19 protein-coding genes are annotated in these 21500 nt (G+C 42.2%); 12 read left to right on the forward strand and 7 right to left on the reverse strand.

From position 1 onward, the window contains the following. Positions 1-104: 104 nt before the first annotated feature. The 9 genes from ndk (at position 105) to der (ending at position 10115) form a co-directional block, all read left to right on the forward strand. On the forward strand, positions 105-536 hold the full coding sequence (ndk, locus tag KO530_RS09370; protein WP_216048153.1) for a nucleoside-diphosphate kinase: 432 nt from the start codon (positions 105-107) through the stop codon (positions 534-536). A gap of 105 nt (positions 537-641) precedes the next feature. Beyond that, positions 642-1778, forward strand: a complete 1137-nt coding sequence (locus tag KO530_RS09375; protein ID WP_216048154.1) for a bifunctional tRNA (adenosine(37)-C2)-methyltransferase TrmG/ribosomal RNA large subunit methyltransferase RlmN — start codon at positions 642-644, stop codon at positions 1776-1778. A gap of 67 nt (positions 1779-1845) precedes the next feature. Beyond that, positions 1846-3135 (forward strand): type IV pilus biogenesis/stability protein PilW, encoded by a 1290-nt coding sequence (gene pilW, locus KO530_RS09380; protein ID WP_216048155.1) that lies wholly within the window; start codon positions 1846-1848, stop codon positions 3133-3135. After that, on the forward strand, positions 3132-4067 hold the full coding sequence (locus tag KO530_RS09385; protein WP_216048156.1) for a RodZ domain-containing protein: 936 nt from the start codon (positions 3132-3134) through the stop codon (positions 4065-4067). The genes pilW and KO530_RS09385 overlap by 4 nt, the downstream gene beginning before the upstream one ends. Before the next feature lie 14 nt (positions 4068-4081). Then, a complete protein-coding gene (gene ispG, locus KO530_RS09390) occupies positions 4082-5200 on the forward strand; it encodes a flavodoxin-dependent (E)-4-hydroxy-3-methylbut-2-enyl-diphosphate synthase (protein ID WP_216048157.1) in 1119 nt (372 codons plus the stop codon). A gap of 114 nt (positions 5201-5314) precedes the next feature. After that, the gene (hisS, locus tag KO530_RS09395) at positions 5315-6595 is read left to right on the forward strand and encodes a histidine--tRNA ligase (RefSeq protein ID WP_216048158.1); all 1281 of its coding nucleotides are present in this window, start codon (positions 5315-5317) and stop codon (positions 6593-6595) included. A 44-nt stretch (positions 6596-6639) separates the two neighbouring features. Continuing rightward, complete coding sequence (locus KO530_RS09400) at positions 6640-7254, forward strand: YfgM family protein (protein ID WP_216048159.1); 615 nt, start codon at positions 6640-6642, stop codon at positions 7252-7254. After that, a complete protein-coding gene (gene bamB, locus KO530_RS09405) occupies positions 7247-8500 on the forward strand; it encodes an outer membrane protein assembly factor BamB (protein ID WP_436792297.1) in 1254 nt (417 codons plus the stop codon). Before KO530_RS09400 ends, bamB begins: the two co-directional genes overlap by 8 nt. Positions 8501-8669: 169 nt before the next feature. Next, complete coding sequence (der, locus tag KO530_RS09410) at positions 8670-10115, forward strand: ribosome biogenesis GTPase Der (protein ID WP_216048160.1); 1446 nt, start codon at positions 8670-8672, stop codon at positions 10113-10115. Positions 10116-10170: 55 nt separating this feature from the next. On the opposite strand, the gene xseA is transcribed toward der, so the two are convergent. Next, positions 10171-11511, reverse strand: coding sequence for an exodeoxyribonuclease VII large subunit (gene xseA / locus KO530_RS09415; RefSeq protein WP_216048161.1), 1341 nt, complete (start codon positions 11509-11511; stop codon positions 10171-10173). Between the two features lie 235 nt (positions 11512-11746). On the opposite strand from xseA, the gene guaB reads away from it, so the two are divergent. Both guaB and guaA read left to right on the forward strand, forming a co-directional pair. Then, positions 11747-13216 (forward strand): IMP dehydrogenase, encoded by a 1470-nt coding sequence (guaB, locus tag KO530_RS09420; RefSeq protein WP_216048162.1) that lies wholly within the window; start codon positions 11747-11749, stop codon positions 13214-13216. A 76-nt stretch (positions 13217-13292) separates the two neighbouring features. Further along, entirely contained in the window at positions 13293-14870 is a 1578-nt protein-coding gene (guaA, locus tag KO530_RS09425) for a glutamine-hydrolyzing GMP synthase (protein ID WP_216048163.1), read from the forward strand. Between the two features lie 214 nt (positions 14871-15084). Here guaA and KO530_RS09430 read toward each other — a convergent pair whose 3' ends face one another. The 4 genes from KO530_RS09430 to KO530_RS09445 all read right to left on the reverse strand — a co-directional run bounded on the left by KO530_RS09430 (position 15085) and on the right by KO530_RS09445 (position 18802). Next, the gene (locus KO530_RS09430) at positions 15085-16260 is read right to left on the reverse strand and encodes an MFS transporter (RefSeq protein WP_216048164.1); all 1176 of its coding nucleotides are present in this window, start codon (positions 16258-16260) and stop codon (positions 15085-15087) included. 84 nt (positions 16261-16344) lie between these two features. Further along, positions 16345-17607, reverse strand: coding sequence for an NAD(P)-binding domain-containing protein (locus KO530_RS09435; protein ID WP_216048165.1), 1263 nt, complete (start codon positions 17605-17607; stop codon positions 16345-16347). A 54-nt stretch (positions 17608-17661) separates the two neighbouring features. Continuing rightward, on the reverse strand, positions 17662-18108 hold the full coding sequence (locus tag KO530_RS09440) for a MarR family winged helix-turn-helix transcriptional regulator (protein WP_216048166.1): 447 nt from the start codon (positions 18106-18108) through the stop codon (positions 17662-17664). 457 nt (positions 18109-18565) lie between these two features. Further along, the gene (locus tag KO530_RS09445; protein WP_216048167.1) at positions 18566-18802 is read right to left on the reverse strand and encodes a hypothetical protein; all 237 of its coding nucleotides are present in this window, start codon (positions 18800-18802) and stop codon (positions 18566-18568) included. A 201-nt stretch (positions 18803-19003) separates the two neighbouring features. On the opposite strand from KO530_RS09445, the gene tadA reads away from it, so the two are divergent. Then, positions 19004-19534, forward strand: a complete 531-nt coding sequence (tadA, locus tag KO530_RS09450; RefSeq protein ID WP_216048168.1) for a tRNA adenosine(34) deaminase TadA — start codon at positions 19004-19006, stop codon at positions 19532-19534. A gap of 181 nt (positions 19535-19715) precedes the next feature. On the opposite strand, the gene KO530_RS09455 is transcribed toward tadA, so the two are convergent. Both KO530_RS09455 and mltF read right to left on the reverse strand, forming a co-directional pair. Beyond that, the gene (locus KO530_RS09455) at positions 19716-19868 is read right to left on the reverse strand and encodes a hypothetical protein (RefSeq protein WP_216048169.1); all 153 of its coding nucleotides are present in this window, start codon (positions 19866-19868) and stop codon (positions 19716-19718) included. Between the two features lie 191 nt (positions 19869-20059). After that, the gene (mltF, locus tag KO530_RS09460; RefSeq protein WP_342804756.1) at positions 20060-21457 is read right to left on the reverse strand and encodes a membrane-bound lytic murein transglycosylase MltF; all 1398 of its coding nucleotides are present in this window, start codon (positions 21455-21457) and stop codon (positions 20060-20062) included. Between the last annotated feature and the right edge of the window lie 43 nt (positions 21458-21500).

Consider the following 21500-nt stretch of genomic DNA (forward strand, 5'->3'; position numbering starts at 1 on the left):
TATTTAGCCAATTTGTCAGATAAATTAGTCATTGAGGGCAAAGTTGCATATAATCCGCGCGGAAATTTTATCTAATACTTTTTTATGTAATCGGAGACCTGTCAATGGCCTTAGAACGTACTTTTTCAATCATCAAACCAGACGCCGTAGCAAAAAATGTTATCGGTGCGATCTATAATCGTTTCGAGTCAGCGGGTTTGCGCATCGTTGCTTCTAAAATGTTGCATTTAAGCAAAGAACAAGCAGAAGGATTTTACGCAGAACACAGTGAGCGTCCTTTCTTTGGTGCTCTAGTTTCTTTCATGACATCTGGCCCAGTTATGGTTCAGGTTTTAGAAGGCGAGAACGCTGTTTTACGTCATCGTGAAATCATGGGGGCTACTAACCCTGCAGAAGCATTAGCCGGTACTCTTCGTGCTGATTACGCTGCTTCTATTGATGAAAACGCAGTACACGGTTCTGATGCTACAGAATCTGCTGCTCGTGAGATTGCTTACTTCTTCTCTGACGAAGAAATCTGCCCACGCACACGATAAGCAAATAGCTTTATTCAAAAGGGGAGCTTTGCTCCCCTTTTGTCGTAGTAAAGTTAGCTTATAAATTGTACAATTCGTTTAGTTTTAATTGAGGTTGTTTGTTTTATGTCTGTAGTCCATCAAGTGGCTAAAACCAATTTGTTAGATTTTAATCGCCAAGGGATGCGAGAGTTCTTTGCGTCTATGGGCGAAAAACCATTTCGTGCCGATCAAATGATGAAATGGATTTATCAGCAAGGTGAAACAGACTTCGAAAAAATGACTAACTTCAATAAGTCATTGCGCGCTAAATTAATTGAGCGTTGTGAAATTCGTGCACCAGAAATTGCTTATCAACAAAATGCGACTGATGGGACTATCAAGTTTGCGTTGAAATTAGATGGTGGGCAAGAAGTCGAAACTGTTTGGATACCAGATGGCGATCGCGCAACCCTATGCGTATCTTCGCAAGTAGGCTGCGCATTAGAATGTACGTTTTGCTCTACCGCGCAACAAGGTTTCAACCGTAATTTGACTGTATCTGAGATTATTGGACAGGTATGGCGAGTAGCAATCACTATTGGTTTATCAAAAGACACCGCGAAACGACCTATTACCAATGTTGTTATGATGGGCATGGGCGAACCATTGTTGAATTTGAAACATGTGGTGCCAGCGATGGAAATCATGCTGGATGATCTTGGTTTTGGTTTGTCCAAACGCAGAGTGACATTAAGTACCTCCGGTGTAGTGCCAGCGCTGGATAAACTTGGCGATATGATTGATGTGGCGCTGGCAATTTCTTTGCACGCTCCGACCAATGATTTGCGAGATGAAATAGTACCGGTTAACAAAAAATACCCGATTGAAGAGTTTTTAGCTGGTGTTAGACGCTACTTGGCTAAGTCTAATGCGAATCAGGGGAAAGTAACTGTAGAGTATGTAATGTTAAACGGCATTAACGACAGTACTGATCAGGCGCACCTTTTAGCTAAAGTGCTTAAAGAGACACCTTGTAAAATTAACCTGATACCTTTCAATCCTTATCCTGGATCACCCTATACGTGTTCAAGTAATTCTCGAATTGATCGCTTTGCTAAAGTGCTTATGGATTACGGCATAACAGTAGTGGTGCGAAGAACGCGCGGTGATGATATTGATGCTGCGTGTGGGCAATTAGTTGGTGACGTGGTGGATCGCACTAAACGTATGCTGAAAAAACAGCAGAAAGGCGAACAAATTTCAGTAAAAATTGCCAACTAATTGGATTAGTACCCAACAAGCAGTTAGCATAGGTCAATCTAAATAATCCCTAACGTAAGTGAGTTATATGCGTAGTTTTTTGATTATCGCAATGATATTTCTCTCCGCTTGTGTGAGCGAGCCTTTACCTGAAGGTTTTAAAGCGAGTGATGACTTCGATCCCATAGCAGCGGCTAAAAATAGAATTTCATTGGGCTTAACTTATTTAAAAAATGGCAATTTTAGTCAGGCTAAATTTAATTTAGATAAGGCCCTAAAATTTGCTCCCCGCCTTGCTGATGCGCACTTTAGTATGGCCTATTACTATCAGCAAGTAGATGAAATAGCGCTCGCTGATGAAGCCTACCAAAAAGCCTTGGCTTTCGATCCGAAAAACCCCGACATTGCTAATTCTTATGGTGCTTTTTTATGTGAAAATGGCCAATACGTTGAAGCAAAAGAGTATTTCCTTAAAGCCGTTAATAGCGCAAATTATATTTCGACCGCAGAAACCTATGAAAATTTAGCCTTATGCAGCCAAAGTCAGGGACAGATAGAGGACGCTTTGACTTATCTACAAAGCTCGTTGAATCATCAGCCGTCCAGAGCCAAAGCCTTAAAATTACTCGTTGAGTTGCAAATGCAACAGCAACAGTGGGAAGAGGCAAAACTAAATTTGCGACGTTTGGAGAAAAACTCCAGAGTTACGCCTGACACCTTGTGGATGTCAATTATCATTGAGCAAGCTTTAAATAATAATGATGTAGCAAAAGGCTATGGAGACATGTTAATCGGTATGTACCCGTCTCATCCTAATACATTAAAATATATTCAAAATAGACAAAATCTAGCTAATTTAGTAAGCACTCAAAAAGTCTCTAAAAAGCTCAAACCAAATACCAACAAGATAGAAAATCAAGTACCGCAAACGCCTGTTTCAGATCCGCTTAATGCTGACAATGGTCAACCCCAGAATCTGCAGCCAAATAATGACAAACAAAGCGAAGCGCTGGTGAATAAAACCGTAACTCCGGTGGTAAATGCGCAAACAAACCAATCAAGCAAAACTAAAGAGCAACAAAAGCTAAATAAACAATCGACTGCTGATGATTATCCAGTTGACGATATGCAAGCTCAAGAAAACCTTCAACAAGGCAAGGATTTAGAGTCAGCACAAGAAATAGCATCACAAGCTAAAAAAGAGACAGTGCAGCAATATCATGTTGTACAGAAAGGCGAAAATTTATATCGCATTTCGTTGAAGTATAATGTCAAAATACAGAGCCTGATAGATTGGAATGATCTTGCAGATGCCTCGTCTATACATGTAGGAAAAAAGTTGATAGTGATTGATCCCCAAGCGGTAGAACAGAAATGACAGAAGAACAACTAGAACAACCAGTAAACGTCAAAGGACCTGGTGCGATTTTAAAAGAGGCGCGAGAAAAAGCTGGGCTAAAATCAGCGGATATTGCTAATAAATTACATCTCAAAGTGAATATTATTGAAGCGATAGAGTCGGATGAATACGATCCTAAAATCTCAATGACATTCACCAAAGGGTATCTAAAGTTATATGCCAAACAAGTTAATGTAAAAGAAGATATCATTCTTGAAGCATTTGCTTCTCAAACTGAAGTGGAAAAAGAGCCCGCAAAATTACAAAGCTTTTCAAAGCGAGTGGCTAAACAAGCCAGTGATGACCGATTAATGTTAATAACTTACGGCATAGTAGTGGCACTTTTAGCATTAGTAGTCATCTGGTGGTTACAGCAAGACTCTCCTGACAGCACTGGCTCAGATACAAGCCAAGTTATTGAAGCGCTCGAAACGCAAAATGCGAGCGACTCAACAGCGAGTTTAAATATGCAAACTGATTCTGAAGATAATGCTATTTCGGAACAGCCTACAGCAGATGATTTAATCATTAGCGCGCAAATCGCGCAGGATAGTGCCAATCTTCCTGAACAAAATGAGTCTGGTGTCGACGAGTCTATCAATGCGCTAAATGCTGAACAGCCTGAGATCCCAAGCACTTTTGAACAGCAGCAAAATGCAATTGATAACATTGAGTTGGTGTTTGAATTTTCAGACAATTGTTGGATGAACCTTGTCGATGCAACGGGCGAAGCAATCGCCTATGGAGTGAAAAAACAAGGCCGAGTAATGACGGTTTCAGGTGTTGCTCCTTTCGAAGTAACGTTAGGGGCTCCAGATGTGGTGCAGATTAGTTATGACGGCGTGCGGGTAGACATGTCTCGATTTGAAGCTGGGAAGTCAGCTAAATTTTCACTGCCATTTGCTTCATAGTTAAAGGTACTTATATGTTTTCTGAATCTCCTATTAAACGTCGTAAATCAACCCGTATTAATGTTGGAAATGTTCCTATTGGTGATGGCGCTCCCATTGCTGTGCAATCAATGACAAATACTCACACTACTGATGTTGATGCCACTGTGGCACAAATTAATCGTATCGTTGCTGTGGGTGGTGAAATTGTCAGGGTATCTGTCCCAACAATGGATGCTGCTGAGGCATTTAAACTCATTCGTCAGCAAGTGAAAGTGCCACTTATTGCCGACATCCATTTTGACTACCGAATTGCTTTGAAAGTAGCTGAATATGGCGTTGATTGTTTGCGAATCAATCCCGGGAATATCGGTAGTATGGATCGTGTACGTTCTGTTGTTGATTGCGCTAAAGATAACAATATTCCAATTCGAATTGGTGTGAACGGTGGTTCTTTGGAAAAAGAACTACAAGAAAAATATGGCGAACCTACGCCTGAAGCTTTGGTCGAATCAGCCATGCGTCATGTGGATATTTTAGACAAGTTGAATTTTGACCAATTTAAAGTCAGTGTTAAAGCATCTGATGTATTTTTGGCGGTTGGTGCTTATCGTGAACTAGCTAAAAAAATTGACCAACCTTTGCATTTGGGTATCACTGAAGCTGGCGGTTTCCGCTCAGGTGCGGTGAAGAGTTCTGTTGGTTTGGGAATGTTATTAGCAGAAGGTATTGGTGACACAATTCGGATTTCACTGGCAGCTGATCCCATTGAAGAAATAAAAGTTGGTTTCGATATATTGAAGTCGCTACGGATACGTTCTAGAGGGATAAACTTTATTGCTTGTCCAAGCTGCTCTCGTCAAGAATTCGATGTGATTGCTACGGTAAATGCGCTAGAACAACGGGTCGAAGATATTTTAACGCCTATGGACGTCTCTATTATTGGCTGTGTGGTGAATGGGCCAGGTGAAGCGGAAGTTTCAGACCTAGGACTTACCGGTGCTCGCAATATGAGTGGTTTTTATTTAGATGGGAAGCGTCAAAAAGAGCGTTTGTCGAACGATGATTTAGTTGATCAACTCGAAAAACGCATTAGAGCCAAAGCATCACAACTGGACGTGAAGCGAAAGATTGATGTAAAGCAGGTGGGATAAAATTTTTTAGCACTTGTAACACCACTATCAAAGCCCCTATAATACGGGGCTTTTTTATTAGGGTATTGGCAAATTGAGAGCCAATACAGAAACGAATTTCAGAGTACGTATTTAGTGACAAAACAAATTCAAGCAGTTCGCGGGATGAATGATTGCTTACCCGCTGATTCAGGTGTTTGGCAATGGGTAGAGGATAAGATCCGCAGTGTGGTTGGCTCTTATGGCTACCAAGAATTGCGCACCCCTATTGTAGAGAGTACTGACTTATTTAAACGCTCTATCGGTGAAGTGACTGATATCGTTGAAAAAGAGATGTACACCTTTGAAGATCGCAATGGTGATAGCTTAACCCTTCGACCTGAAAATACTGCAAGTTGTGTTCGTGCAGGCAATCAACACGGTCTTATTTATAATCAACAACAACGTATTTGGTACATGGGTCCCATGTTTCGCCATGAACGTCCACAAAAAGGACGTTATCGGCAATTTCATCAATTTGGTGTAGAGACCTTCGGTCTAGATGGACCCGATATCGATGTTGAAGTGATTATGCTCAGCGCGCGTTTATGGAAAGTGTTCGGCATCAGTGAGCATGTAACCCTGGAAATAAATTCGTTAGGTTCGAACCAAGCACGAGCGAACTATCGCGATGCCTTGGTCGAATATTTAAGCGCACGAAAATCACAACTGGATGAAGATAGTTTACGCCGGTTGGAATCCAATCCACTGCGAGTTTTGGACAGTAAAAATCCAGATGTGCAGGCAGCTATTAAAGATGCGCCAACCTTGTTAGATTATTTGGATGATGAATCCAAAACCCATTTTGAATCTTTGTGTTCGAAATTAACTGATATGGGCATTCAATACCGGATTAATCCACGCTTGGTTCGTGGTTTAGATTATTATAATCGTACGGTTTTTGAGTGGGTAACTGAAAGTCTTGGCTCGCAAGGCACAGTGTGTGCTGGCGGCCGATACGATGGTTTGGTAGAACAATTGGGTGGTAAACCTAGCACAGCTGTAGGCTTTGCAATGGGGATTGAACGACTCGTTCTGATGTTACAAACTTTAGGATTAACTTCAGATGTACCTGACCCCGTTGATATTTATGTGACTGCCCTTGGAGATTCTACGGAACTTTACGCCATGAAATTGTCTGAGCAATTGAGAGATTCTTCTCCACAGCTTCGAGTTCAGTTGCATTGTGGCGGCGGAAACTTAAAAAAGCAGATGAAACGCGCAGATAAAAGCGGTGCACCAATCGTTATTGTGATTGGTGAAAACGAAATGAATGAAAATAAAGTTGTGGTTAAATACCTCCGTGAAGACATTCCGCAGGTAACCATTTCCAGTGATGAACTGGGCACAGTTTTAGCTCAATATTTTAAAATATAAGATAAAGTACAATAACGTATTATCGGTTGTACGAGGAAAATCAAATGGAAGAATTTGCAACAGAAGAACAACAAGTAGAAGCGATTAAACGTTTTTGGCGTGAGAATGGCTTGGCAATTGCAGTTGGCGTTATTTTAGGTGTAGGTGGTTTGTACGGTTGGAGATATTACAACGATACGCAAATTGCTGAAAAAGAAGCAGCTTCGCGTTCGTATGAGCAGTTAAGTGCCACTTTGACATCTGAAAATACGCAAAAAGCGGAAGCATTTGTTGCAGGTAACAAAGGCGGCTACTCTATACTAACAGCATTACAATTGGCTAAATTGTCAGTTGAAGAGGGCGATTTAGAAAAAGCCGCGAGTCATCTGAAATATGTGGCAAATAACGCCGATGATGAAGCAATTAAAAGCGTCGCTAATTTGCGTTTGGCAAGAGTACAAAATTCGCTAAGTCAATTTGACCAAGCCATGGCTAGTTTAGATTTAGTTACTCAACCTGCATTCGTTGCGCAAGTAGATGAGATTAAGGGTGATATTTACGTTAATCAATCTAAATTTGACGCTGCTAAAGAAGCATATAGTGCATCGTTAGACGCTAACGCTAATAATCAGCTAGTGAAAATGAAGTTGGACAACTTAGCGGTTGTTATCAATGGGTAATATCAGTATGGGTTTAAGTTGGATTAAGGTGGTTACATTTATAAGTGTAATGACACTAGCAGGTTGTTCAACTATTTCTGGCTGGTTTATGGACGACGAAGAAATTGAAATCCGCACCCTAAAACCAATAGAGTCGAAGTTTACTGCTACTCAGTTATGGTCACACGATTTAACCGGTGGAATTGATAAATTCTATTCAAGATTACGTCCTGCTGTTGCTTACGACAAAGTGTTTGCGGCCAGTCGTCAAGGTATAGTCGCAGCTTATGAACTCGAATCAGGTAAGCAAGTCTGGAAACGTGATTTCGCCGAATATCCTAATGAAAATTGGTACAGTTTTATTACTAATTTGTGGTCTGATGGTATTACAGCGAAAATTTCTGGCGGCTTAACCGTTATATATGAAACTGTATATTTGGGTTCTGAGAATGGCGAAGTGTTCGCTTTAGATGCCAATACCGGCGAAACCAAATGGGTTACTAAAGTACGCGGGGAAATTATTGCTTCTCCGGCAGTGGACGAAAATGTCGTATTGGTAAATACAGGTTCAGGCACCTTGTTTGCATTGGATGCGAACACCGGCGAACAATTATGGATGTTCGAGTCTGACGTTCCCGCACTTAGTTTACGGGGAATCTCTGCTCCTGTAGCTGTTAACGGTGGTGCGCTAGTGGGTACCGCTACAGGCAAATTAGTCGTCAATATTCTAGGCAGCGGCCAAACTGCTTGGGAACAAACCATTTCTGCGCCCTCTGGTGCAACTGAACTGGAACGTATAGTTGATATTGATAGTCAACCTCTAGTAGTCGGCCCTAATGTCTATGTCATTTCATTTGATGGGACCTTAGCTGCTGTTGAATTACGCAGTGGTCGAATTATTTGGAAGCGTGAATATAACTCTTACAGACGTTTGGGGATTGATGGCAATAGCTTGTTTGTTACTGATAAGAATAGCAACATATATAGCATTGACCGTCGTAACGGCGTTGAGTTGTGGAGTCAAGGTGGACTTAAAAAACGTAACTTAACCTCTCCTGAGTCTATTGGTAATTATTTGGTCGTGGGTGATAAGTATGGATTCTTGCATTGGTTAGATAAAACCGATGGAACAATTGTGTCACGTATGGATGTAGGTGGCGACGATGAAGATGAAGGGATTTATGTAGCGCCAGTTGCGTTTGGCGATAAGATATACACTCAGACTAGAGATGGTGAATTAATCGCTATAGCTGTACCTGTAATCTAATCAACTTTTGTTGATTTGGAATCATCGATTGTGTAAGTTCACTGATATTAACTCGCATGGATTACCTTGCTAGATAGAAAGTGAACTTCATAGCCTAAGTACGAACTAATCACGGCTCAACTATCTAATTTAGATACTTGAGCCGTAACTATTTTATTGGAAAGATAATATGTTACCTGTCATCGCTCTCGTGGGTCGTCCTAATGTAGGAAAATCTACTCTTTTTAATCGGCTTACAAATAGTCGAGATGCATTGGTTGCCGATTATCCCGGGTTAACTCGTGACCGTAAATATGGTCAAGCCAAATATGAAGGCTTACAGTTTATTGTGGTAGATACCGGCGGTATCAGCGGGGACGAACAGGGAATCGATGCAGAGATGGCAGAACAATCGTTGTTAGCCATTGATGAAGCCCATGTGGTGCTATTTTTAGTGGATGCTAGAGCGGGTTTAACCCCTGCTGATATCGGTATAGCTAATCATTTGCGCAAACAAGAAAAAACCGTTTATGTGGTTGCTAATAAAGTGGATGGTATCGACGGTGACAGTGAAACCGCAGAGTTTTACTCGCTAGGCTTAGGCGAAATTTCACAGGTTGCTGCTGCTCACGGTCGTGGGGTGACACAACTGTTAGAAAAGTCATTAAAGCCAATTGAAAAGCTTTATCCAGATATGCACATACCCGAAGTTGTGCGTAACGATGACGGTGAAAATGCTGAAGCAGAGTTGCTACGTTTACAGAGCTTGCCGATTAAGTTGGCGATTGTGGGCAAACCCAATGTTGGGAAGTCGACCTTAACCAACCGTATTTTAGGTGAAGAACGCGTTGTTGTGTTCGATATGCCAGGCACTACCCGAGACAGTATCTTTATTCCAATGGAACGAGACGGACGTGAATACGTATTGATTGATACGGCCGGTGTTCGTAAACGTAAAAAAGTATCTGATGCCGTAGAAAAATTCTCCATCATTAAAACCTTACAAGCCATTGAAGAAGCGAATGTTGTTTTGTTATGCATTGACGCTAGAGAAGGTATAGCGGATCAAGATTTGAGTTTACTCGGTTTTGTTCTTAATGCCGGACGCTCTTTGGTCATAGCTGTTAATAAATGGGACGGTTTATCAAAAGATATCAAAGAAGATATTAAACGAGAGCTAGACCGTCGCTTAGGTTTTGTTGATTTCGCTAGAATTCACTTTATCTCGGCATTGCATGGAACCGGAGTAGGGCATTTGTTTGAATCTGTGCAAGAAGCGTATGCTTCTGCTACTAAACGAATCAACACCTCCATGCTCACTCGAATCATGGAAATGGCTCAAGAAGACCATCAACCGCCGATGGTACGTGGTCGAAGAGTTAAAATGAAATATGCTCATGCTGGAGGATATAATCCGCCGGTCATCATTATTCATGGAAACCAAGTAGAAGACTTACCTTCAGCTTATAAGCGTTATATGATGAACTACTATCGTAAGTCATTACAAACTATGGGAACGCCAATACGAGTCGAGTTTAAAGAAGGGGCTAACCCATTCGAAGGCAAGACCAACAAGCTTACGTTATCACAACAGCGTAAACGCAAGCGTTTAATGACCCATCATAAAAAGCCCTAACTAGAGCTAACCTAGTGGACACTGGCAGTTGCTACAAACTGCCAGCTGTTACACTTTATTTCCCCGTTACTAAGCTATTGACCGAGCCATCATGAAATCGGGTGGTTATCTCATCATCTTGTTTTAACTGACTACTGTTTTTAATGATTTCACTGCCTTTGTAGGTAATGCTATAGCCACGGGACAGGGTCGAAAGCGGGCTTACGCTATCCAGTAATTCAGAGGCCTTGGCAAGCTGAAGTTGTTTACTGACTATAAAGTTTGTTGTCGATTTATTCAGTTGATTAATCAGAATTTTATTATTTTCCATTAATCTTTCTAGCCTATTGATTGGCGAGCGATTATGTAGTCGCTGTGTTATCCGTTGCACTTTATTCGCACTGTCTTGGAATTTGCGCTTAAATCTATGCTCTAACAACATCTGCATTTGATCCAAATGTTGGCTTTGTTGTTTGATTCGATTTTCCGGGTGGAGCGTCTTTAATTGTTGGCTAGAAATTTGCGATCTGTGTTTATGAAATTGAGTTTGACCGATCATGCTGCGGTGTAATCGCGACTTTAAATTTTGTAAGCTTTGTAGCACTTCTAAAATATCTGAACTGACTAACTCAGCAGCTGCAGAAGGAGTAGGGGCGCGCACATCTGCCACAAAATCAGCAATGGTGACGTCAACTTCATGGCCAACAGCGCTGATGGTTGGAATGACACAGGAAAATATCTTTCTAGCTAGGCTTTCATCGTTAAAGCACCATAAATCCTCAAGAGAACCGCCGCCTCGACCAATAATAAGAACGTCTACTTCATTTCGTTGTACCGCTTTATCTATTGCTTGGCAAAGCTGCATAGGAGCTAATTCGCCTTGTACTTGAGATGGGTACACAATGACAGAAATGAGTGGGTTTCTGCGTTTTAATACCGTTAAAATGTCGTGCAATGCGGCACCGGTTGCTGATGTAATTACGCCCACTCGCTGAATTGTCTCAGGCAGTGATTTTTTGTGTGATGTGGCGAATAGCCCTTCTTCAGCGAGTTTGATTTTTAACATTTCAAATTGCTGTTTTAATTGACCCTCACCTTCTGGTTCCATGAAATCGACAACAATTTGATAATCACCACGGGCTTCGTAAAGACCCACTGACGCACGAACTAATATCTTGTCACCTTCTTTGGGACGCACTTTTATACGAGAGTTTGCACCACGAAACATGGCCGCTTTAACTTGGGCGCGGGCATCCTTGAGGGTAAAATACCAATGCCCAGAAGCAGCCGCGACAAAATTAGAAATCTCTGCAGATAACCAAATTTGACCAATTTCTGACTCCAACACCGAACGGGCGAGTCGATTTAATTGGCTAACAGTAAATATATTTTTTGAAGAGTTAGATTGGTTTGGCATAAATTCCTTGAATATTGAACTGTTTCCCCCTAATTCCTCCAAAAATGTTGGCCTTCAAAGGAACGTTAAAAGGCAATATTTTTAGCAAAATGGAGAATAATGCAAATAAATGTATACGGTAAATTGATTAACACCAAAAACTTTTGAAATTTTACTACAAATTCAGTTTACCTGATAACGCAAAACCGCTACAATCACGCCGCAATTAAAACCCGCTAAATATAGGTGTAATTGCATGTTGAGGATTGCTAAAGAAGCCCTGACTTTTGATGATGTACTCTTAGTTCCTGGGCACTCCACTGTGTTACCTCACACTGCCGATCTGCGCACCAGATTAACCCGCAGTGTATCATTGAATATCCCATTAATCTCTGCCGCCATGGATACTGTTTCTGAGGCACGGTTAGCTATTGCCCTTGCACAAGAAGGCGGAATGGGATTCATCCATAAAAATATGGCTATTGAAGAACAAGCTAATCACGTTCGTGCTGTTAAAAAATACGAAAGTGGAGTGGTATCGGATCCCGTAACCGTAAGTTCTCAAGCCACCTTGGGCGAGATCAATGCCCTTAGTAAATATCATGGTTTCTCAGGTTTTCCTGTCGTTGATGATGATAATAATCTAATCGGAATTGTAACTGGCCGTGATTTGCGTTTTGAAAATAAACTCGATCAACCTGTGTCTAGCGTGATGACGCCCAAAGAACGATTGGTTACCGTGCCCGAAGGCGCAGCCTCTGACGAAGTGCTAGAACTGATGCATGAACACCGCGTTGAAAAAATTCTAGTGGTCGATGATGCGTTCAAACTCAAAGGCATGATAACGGTTAAAGATTTCCAGAAAGCCGAAAATAAACCTAATGCTTGTAAAGATGAATTAGGTCGTTTGCGTGTTGGCGCAGCTGTCGGTGTCGGTCCTGGAACAGAAGAACGTATTCAAGCCTTAGTTGAAGCTGGAGTAGATGTTTTATTAATAGACACCTCCCATGGTCATTCTCAAGGCGTTTTAGACCGCGTAGCTGCAACCCGTAAGGCATTTCCTGATATTCAAATTATTGCAGGTAATGTTGCCACAGCTGAGGGGGCTTTAGCCCTTGCTGATGCCGGTGTTGATGCCGTGAAAGTTGGGATCGGCCCAGGTTCAATTTGTACAACTCGTATTGTGACAGGTTGTGGAGTACCGCAAATAACCGCAGTAGCAGATGCAGTAGAGGCCCTTGAAGGTCGAGATATTCCTGTGATCGCTGACGGTGGTATTCGTTTCTCCGGCGATATTGCCAAAGCCTTAGTGGCAGGTGCAAGTTGTGTCATGGTCGGTAGTATGCTGGCCGGAACCGAAGAAGCACCAGGTGAAGTTGAGTTATATCAAGGTCGTTATTATAAGTCTTATCGTGGTATGGGGTCACTTGGCGCTATGAATCAAAGCCATGGCTCTTCAGATCGTTATTTCCAAGATACTAAATCAGAAGAAAAAATGGTGCCTGAAGGGATTGAAGGCCGGGTTGCTTACAAAGGTCCAATTTCTAACATTATCCATCAACAAATGGGTGGGTTACGCTCAGCAATGGGACTAACCGGAAGCGCTACGATTGATATTTTACGTACCAAACCACAATTTGTAAAAGTGACGGCAGCAGGTATGGGAGAATCCCATGTACATGATGTCAGCATCACCAAAGAAGCGCCTAATTACCGTTTAGGCTAATGTAGCTAGTTGTTCAATCTTAGGTATTGGCGTTGATGCCAATACCTGCTTTTATACTATTAACACGAGATTTTCCATGACCACTAATATTCATGATCAACGTATTTTAATTCTTGATTTTGGTTCTCAATATACCCAACTTATAGCCCGTCGCGTACGAGAAATTGGCGTTTATTGTGAGCTTTGGGCATGGGATGTAAGTGAAGAGCAAATTAAACAGTTTAATCCAAATGGGATTATTCTTTCTGGCGGTCCCGAATCAGTAACTGAAGCTAATTCACCACGAGCGCCTGAATACGTATTTAATGCTGGGGTTCCAGTATTTGGTATTTGTTACGGTATGCAAACAATGGCGGCCCAGTTGGGCGGAAAAGTTTTAGGTTCTGATAAGCGCGAGTTTGGTTACGCACAAGTTGAAGTGATCGAAAATATTCCATTGTTAGCAAACATTGAAGACCATATTGGTAGCAACGGAAATGGCTTGTTAGATGTGTGGATGAGTCATGGCGACAAAGTTTTAGAAATACCGGAAGGCTTTGTTACTGGTGCACAAACTGCAAGTTGTCCTCATGCCGCAATGTTTGACGTGTCTCGCCAATTTTATGGTGTTCAATTTCATCCAGAAGTCACTCATACCCGTCAAGGAATGCGCATCTTGTCTCATTTTGTGATGGATATTTGTGGGTGTCAGAAATTGTGGACGGCAGCGAGTATTATTGAAGATGCAGTTGAGCGAATTAAGCGAAAAGTCGGTGACGATCAAGTTATTCTAGGATTATCTGGCGGCGTTGATTCCTCAGTAACCGCAATGTTGCTACATCAAGCAATTGGTAAAAACCTCACCTGTGTATTTGTTGACAATGGCTTGCTGCGACTCAATGAAGGTGAACAGGTCATGGAAATGTTCGGTGATCATTTTGGTCTCAACATTATAAAAATTGACGCTGAACCACGCTTTTTAGCCGCCCTTGAAGGGGAAGAAGACCCAGAAGCTAAACGCAAAATAATCGGTCGTGAATTTGTTGGTGTGTTTGATGAAGAATCGAGAAAGTTAAAAAATGCCAAGTGGCTTGCGCAAGGCACTATTTATCCAGACGTCATCGAGTCAGCAGGTTCAGCAACCGGTAAAGCCCACGTTATCAAATCACATCACAATGTGGGGGGGTTACCCGATGATATGGAAATGGGACTAGTTGAACCATTGCGCGAACTGTTTAAAGATGAGGTACGCAAAATTGGTTTAGAATTAGGCTTACCTTACGACATGCTTTATCGTCACCCTTTCCCGGGACCTGGTTTAGGGGTTCGCGTATTAGGAGAGGTGAAAAAAGAATACTGTGATTTACTGCGTCGAGCCGATGCAATCTTCATCGAAGAATTACATAATGCTGATTTGTACCACAAAGTGAGTCAAGCTTTTACCGTATTTCTACCTGTGCGCTCAGTTGGTGTGATGGGCGATGCGAGAAAGTATGATTGGGTGGTTTCCCTACGTGCAGTAGAAACCATTGATTTTATGACCGCTCACTGGGCACATTTACCTTATGACTTTTTAGGTAAAGTATCTAATCGCATCATTAATGAAATTGATGGCATTTCTCGCGTGGTTTATGACATCTCTGGTAAACCACCTGCTACCATTGAGTGGGAATAATAGCTTCCAACAAACTACATCTGGCAATATTTAGCCATATCAAAATAAATCTCAAAGCCCAGCGTTCGCGCTGGGCTTTTGGGTTGTGTAGCAGAACAAACCTAATTATTGAGCTTGGTTAGGCAGGTGTAACCTTAGTAGAGGTAGCAGGCCAATACGCCCAGACAAGAGAATAGGCTACAAGCAGGCGCACACTTGTAGGAGGTATTGCACATTATCCTTGCCGATCTAGCCTGCGCATCGCCCAAAGCCCTAAAATTGGCCCCGGAAGTAACCACCATACTACCCAAACCCCTTGCCATTGCCACAGTGCTGTGGTCAACGCAATTGATGGAATGGTCAAAGCAAAGCCTATAGCATTTAACATGGCCAAGGTTGAACCGATACGTTCTCTTGGAGCTGTTTGAGCAGCCAGAGCCGATAGCTGAGGCGAATCCGCAATAACTGTCAGGCCCCAAATACAGAGTAAAACTAACATCACTTTTGGCGGCAAAAAGGCAACCAATGGATAAATCATACAGATAAGTCCGGAGGACCCAAGAGCCAAGCGCGCCACAGACAGACTTCCTATACGTCTGCTCAGTGCTCCACCACCCACACAGCCCACCAGACCTAGCGCGATGATGGAAAACGATATCAATGGGTTCGATAAACTCTGAGTGTCGAGACGTCCCATTTCACGGGACACCATAAATGGAATAAGGGTCCACATTGCATAAAGCTCCCAGCTGTGGCCAAAGTAGCCGATTGCCACTGCGCGGAAACGCCTTTCAGTTAAGGCTGCTAGCCCATCTCGTAGTCGTACTTTATTACTTGAAGACGGTAGGTGTGGGCCATCACCTAGAGCAAAGATAGCCACGCCACCTAGCAAAGCCAACCCAGAAGCGCCCAGAAGTGTCCATTCCCAAGGTAACCCGAAAGTCGCGCCACGCAATAGATGAGGTAGAGCAGTGCCTAGTGTTAACATTCCTACTAGCCATGCTAGAGCGGCCCCGACATATTTAGGTGTCCATCCAATCACTAGCTTCATACCAAGAGGGTAGATACCGGCTAAGCACAGACCGGTAAAAAAACGTAATAGCAGATCAAATGGTGGATGGGCTGCCACCAACACAAAGCTGGCATTTGCTAACGCACCAGCTAAACAGGAAAGGGCGAAAATGCGGCTGGCGCGTAATCGATCAGCCAGACCTGTGGTGGCAATAAATAGGGTACCAGTAATGAAACCAGCCTGAACAGTGAGAGTTAACCATCCAAGATCTTTCTCTGTTAGCCCAACATCATGAATGAGAGCCAAGCCCACCCCATTAACCGAGAACCAAAGCGAAGTTCCACATAGCTGAGCGAGCACGACAATGAATAGCGGATGACTTCGAATAAAGTAGGTCATTTCTCTCACCATATTCAACAAAAGAAAAATGCCCCCAATTCAGCCTAAGCCTATTAACAAAGCTAGGATTAGAGGGCGAGACTTTTATGCTGAGCAACTTCGATTGAGGGCAACGTCATCACAAGAAAAGGAGCGATTCGCAACAGGATCATCATCGATTACCTGATTCGCTAATTTAGACGTGACTGACTTAACCTGTTTATAGCCCGTTTTTAGCAGAAATGTTGGTGCACGGCCGTAGCTTTTAATACCAACAACATAAAGACCGGTTTCTGGGTGAGAAAGCTCAGCGGCGCCATGCTCAGGAACTGAACCACAACTATGAAGATTAGGATCAATAAGTGGACCGAGATTAACCGGACTTTGCGTAGCAGGATCAATGGAGGTACGCAATTCAGATAGCAACTGAAGGTTAGGGCGAAACCCAGTAGCTGCAATGATTTTATCTACTGGCGGTAGTTGAGATGAATGGCTTTTTACGATCAGTTTGTCATTTTCACAGTTGATTTTTTCTATTGCTATATTAGTAAATACCTCGATTTTTCCTTCATCCAGTAATTTTTGGATATGAACTTCGAGGCTTCTACGTTCTTGCAGCTCATCATTTTTTGGTGAGCGCACAATGTTATCGACGGAGGAGCCGCGTATTCCCCATAGAACCCGCATGCCATCAGTTTGATCAGAGAGTTTGACTAAATCCTGTAATGCGTTAAATGCCGAATGGCCGCCACCGATGACGAGTACGGACTTGCCTGCGTACTGTTTATTGTAAGAACCGAGAATATCAGGCACACCGTAAGTAATTGATTGCGAAGCCGTAAGCTCACCAATAGCTGGAATACCATGAGCGCCAAGCCAGTTGGGTGTCTGATAGGTGCCAGAGGCATCGATTACGGCCTGGACAAGGATATCGCGATCACCTTCGGGGTTTGAAACACGCACCACGAATGGCGCACGCTCCCGCATTTCATTGCGTAAAATATCGTGATATTGGCGGCTGACGTTAACAACACGGGTATTCAAATGTAGGTGAGGGGCAACCTTCTCGTGGGACGCTAAAGGCAACACATAGCGTTCAAGCAGTTCGCTTCCGGTTGGAAATGCGCTCAGCTCCGGTTCGTCCCAGCCCTGTTTCTTAAGTAGAGAAACCGCTTTGGGATCCATGTTGTATGACCAAGGCGAAAACATACGCACATGACCCCAACTTGCTAGGTTGGAACCGGCACAATCACCTGATTCAAAAATAATGGGTGTAAGCCCTGCGTCGAGCAAGTTAACTGCTGAACTTAAACCGATAGGACCGGCGCCAATAACGGCGATAGGCAAGTTTTCGTTATTGTAATTCATAGATAAACCTCTGAAAAATGTTGTTACTAACAACAATGTAGTTAAAAAAATAGTTTAAGTGCCGAGTCGGGCCCGCGCTGCTACGGTAAGCTTTTCCAACAGTACAATAGCTGCATCGACCACTTCATCAGAGATGTCAGATATCATGGATGCTTCTTCTGCAATCAGACTTTTATGTATGGTGGAATAAAGCGCATGGCCATCAGGGCTCAACGAAAGCTGAACTGCGCGCTGATCAAGGGGATCTAAGGTCTTGAGTGCATAACCTTTACGCAGCAGTGAATCAACTACGCGACTTGCAGTACTTTTATCAAGGCACATATCTTCAGCTAACGCTTTAAGCCTTAAAGGACCACGTTTTACAAGCGTTTCGAGGGCGTAGCACTGAGCGACCGACACGTTATGACAGCATATGCTTTCACGATCACGGAACTGATGTACACGGATTAACTGGTTAACTGCTTCATAAAGCGCTTCTGCGCGCTTAAGCTTTGAGTCCATCGGAAAGTCTCTAATTTATGTTGTTAGTGACAACAATATCCTAGCGGTAAATTTTCTGCAAGCCCTGGAGCTTGTTCAATCACAATGGCGAACGCTCGGCGCGGTCCAATCAAATGAAATATCGGGTTACTCAAGCCGCAAACAATAAAAAATCTGAGCATGGCATTAATAACTGATATTTTTAATGAATGATTGAATACGATAGGAGCATAATATCCGACTATGTTTAGGTCTCAGCTAAGGAACTTATTGATATTGTGAAGGGAATTAGAAATTGTAGACTTAACTGTCCCGTTTAAACCAACAGCAGAGCATTTTGCTTTGATATTCCAATAATTTGCGTCCTGGTCGGGCGGTAACCAGCAAGCTATTTTATTCTCGTTGATTTTAAACTGGGAATCGTAACGAGTCTGTAGGGTACAATAAAGGCGATATTACTATCGCCTTTTTATGGGGGTTACGCCGCTTTATTGCGAGCTAAGTTATCAAACTCACGTTTAAGCACATACTTTTCATCAGTAACAATGGCTTCAAGTACGGCTATTCGTTCTTGCATCACGGTGAGCTGTTGTTTTAATTCGTCGTTTTCTTGCTGAGGTTGGGTCACCTGTTTGACTTCTTTTTTATCTTTACCGGTTAATTTAATAATGGTCCAGCATATGATTGCAATAATTGCGATGGCGGTTAAATTCATAGCATCGTCTCCTTTGACTGACGTAGTGTAATCGTATTAGTATGTTTTGCCGTTATAAACTTGTTTTGCATATTTTTAACCAACTTTTATTTTCTATTAATATCAATGGTTTACGTTTTATCGTGGACTTCACTTGATATGTTAATTAGTTAAATAACCAACTTTTTGAGCAAATTAACCAATGTTTTTAGTATTATTAGAATGACAATCCTAAATCCCCCAGATGAAATTCACATGCAAGATGAGTATTGGATGAACTATGCTCTATCGTTGGCAGATAATGCGTGGAAAATTGGCGAAGTACCGGTTGGTGCAGTGTTGATCAAGGATAATAAGTTGGTTTCCCAAGGCTGGAACCAGTCGATCAATTTACATGATCCATCTGCTCACGCAGAAATGATAGCCATTCGAGAAGGAGGGAAAGTCCTAAATAACTATCGCATGGTGGATTGTACTCTCTATGTTACGTTAGAGCCTTGTCCCATGTGTGCAGGGTTGCTTGTTCATTCTCGAATAAAACGTTTAGTATTTGGCGCAAAAGATTATAAAACGGGGTTTGCTGGTAGTTTGATGAACTTACTCAACGATGAAAGATTGAACCATCAAATCGAAGTACAAGGTGATGTTCTAGCTGCTCAGTGTGCAACTAAAATATCAGACTTTTTTAAGATGCGTCGAGAGCAGAAAAAAGCCCAAAAGCAATTAGCTAAAATTCAAAATGGGACCAACTGACGAACCACAAATTTTAAAATTTTGCTTAGAAGCATTGTTTTCAAATGATACAGGTGATTTGGTATTTTACGCTGTAGGTATTGTGGTAAGCAAAGAGGATGTTTGAACTTAAAGGCAGTTTGAAAACACAGACAATATGAAAAACAAAATTGCCCTTGGCGCTTTCTAGCTGAAGCTTATTTTAGCTCGCTTCAGCAAAGGTTTCTTGTAAATCAAATTGTTGAAAATTTTGACGCCTAACTAATACTTTCTGGTGTACTTTTTTCAACATTAGTCTTCTTCGGCTACTATTGCCGGGTTTCATTTTTCTGTTTAGTGTATTTCTTTTTCTCATGGTAACTCCTGTGAGGATTATTCTCCTATTTTGTTTAAATAAAACGCGTTAATTACTATAGACAGTTAAATTCCCCATTAGTTTCATAAATATTTAAATTGAAACAAATGAATCATTTAGTTGTTATTAGCTTGGCATGCAAATATGACTGCTATATGACAAGTCAATAAACAGCGTAAATTTTGGATGGTTTAGTTTTCTTGAGCTTGAGCTGCGTCTTCAGCTTCATCGAGGGTTTCGGCATCCTGCCCGTCTAGCCACATTAATGTATCATAGTACCGCCGTATGTTGTCAACATAAGTAACAGCTTCATCCCCTCGTGCATATCCATAACGGGTGGTTTTGTAGTATTTTTTCTGACGTAATTGCGGTAAACGTTTTTTAACGTCTATCCACATATCGGGGTTGCCACCTTGTCTTTGGGTCAGTACCCGCGCATCTTCTAAATGGCCTAGTCCTATATTGTAAGACGCCAAGGCAAACCAAATTCGATCAGGCTCTTGAATGCGTGCAGGAATTCGACTTAATAAATTGGCAAAGTATTCTGCTCCGCCACGAATGCTTTGTTCCGGGTCTAATCGAGACTCAATTCCTAAATCTTCTGCTGTTGCTAAGGTTAACATCATCATCCCGCGGACACCGGTTGGGGATTTTGCTTTCGGATTCCAGTGACTTTCCTGATAGCTCATCGCTGCTAATAGACGCCAATCTAAATTTTGCGCATGTTGCTCAAACCATTGTCTAAAGTTGGGTAAATTAGTTCTTGCTGAGCGAATAAATTCGCGGGTATCAACATAGTTAAATTGTCTTACATGACCAAAGTACTTATCTTCTAACGCGGCAAGGGTGCCATTTGATTGAATTAGGCCAAAGTATTCGATAAGGGCCGCTAATAAAGAATCATCTTGGCTCTTATCTAAGGCCCATGCCACCCCTTGTTCTTTGCTAATGGTGAATCCAATACTGAGTTCAGGGTGTCTTCTGCGTAGCACTGCTAATATATTAGAATCTACTATGGTGTAGGCAAGTTCATCGTTTAACACCATTTCCATTAGTTCTTCTGCGTCTTTGTCATCTGTTTCTTGCCAGCTCAGCTGTGGATGAAAAGGTTTAAATTCCCGTAATGTTTCTGCATGGCTGCTACCGGCAATGACTAACATTTCTTCGGTTAGATCTGTGGCACTCCTAGGCCGTTCATTACCTTGTTTGAACACCACTTTTTGGCTAATATTTTGATACGCAGGACCAAAGCGGAATAATTCTGCTCGTTCATTGGTTACGCTAATCCCTGCAGCAATTAAATCTAGGTGATGATTAGCAAGTTGCGGAAATAGTTCGTTTAGAGTGTAGTAAGGGAAAACTTCCAGCCGCACGCCTAGATAGCTAGCGAAGCCGCTGGCTAGTTCATATTCAAATCCCTCTGGTCCAACTGGGCCATTGAAATACGTCGTTAAACCATAATTGGTTCCAACTTTGAGTACACCTTGATCTAAGATGCGTGCCAATGTACTGGATTGTTGCGGTTTTTCGCATGCACTGAGCACGAGCACTAAGTTCAGTAGTAAAAACCGTAAAACTGTTTTCTTCACAGATTCCCTTTTAAAACAGGTTAATTCCCTCATTGTGACGAAA

Source organism: Aliiglaciecola lipolytica (genome assembly GCF_018860635.1).
GTDB lineage: Bacteria > Pseudomonadota > Gammaproteobacteria > Enterobacterales > Alteromonadaceae > Aliiglaciecola > Aliiglaciecola lipolytica_A.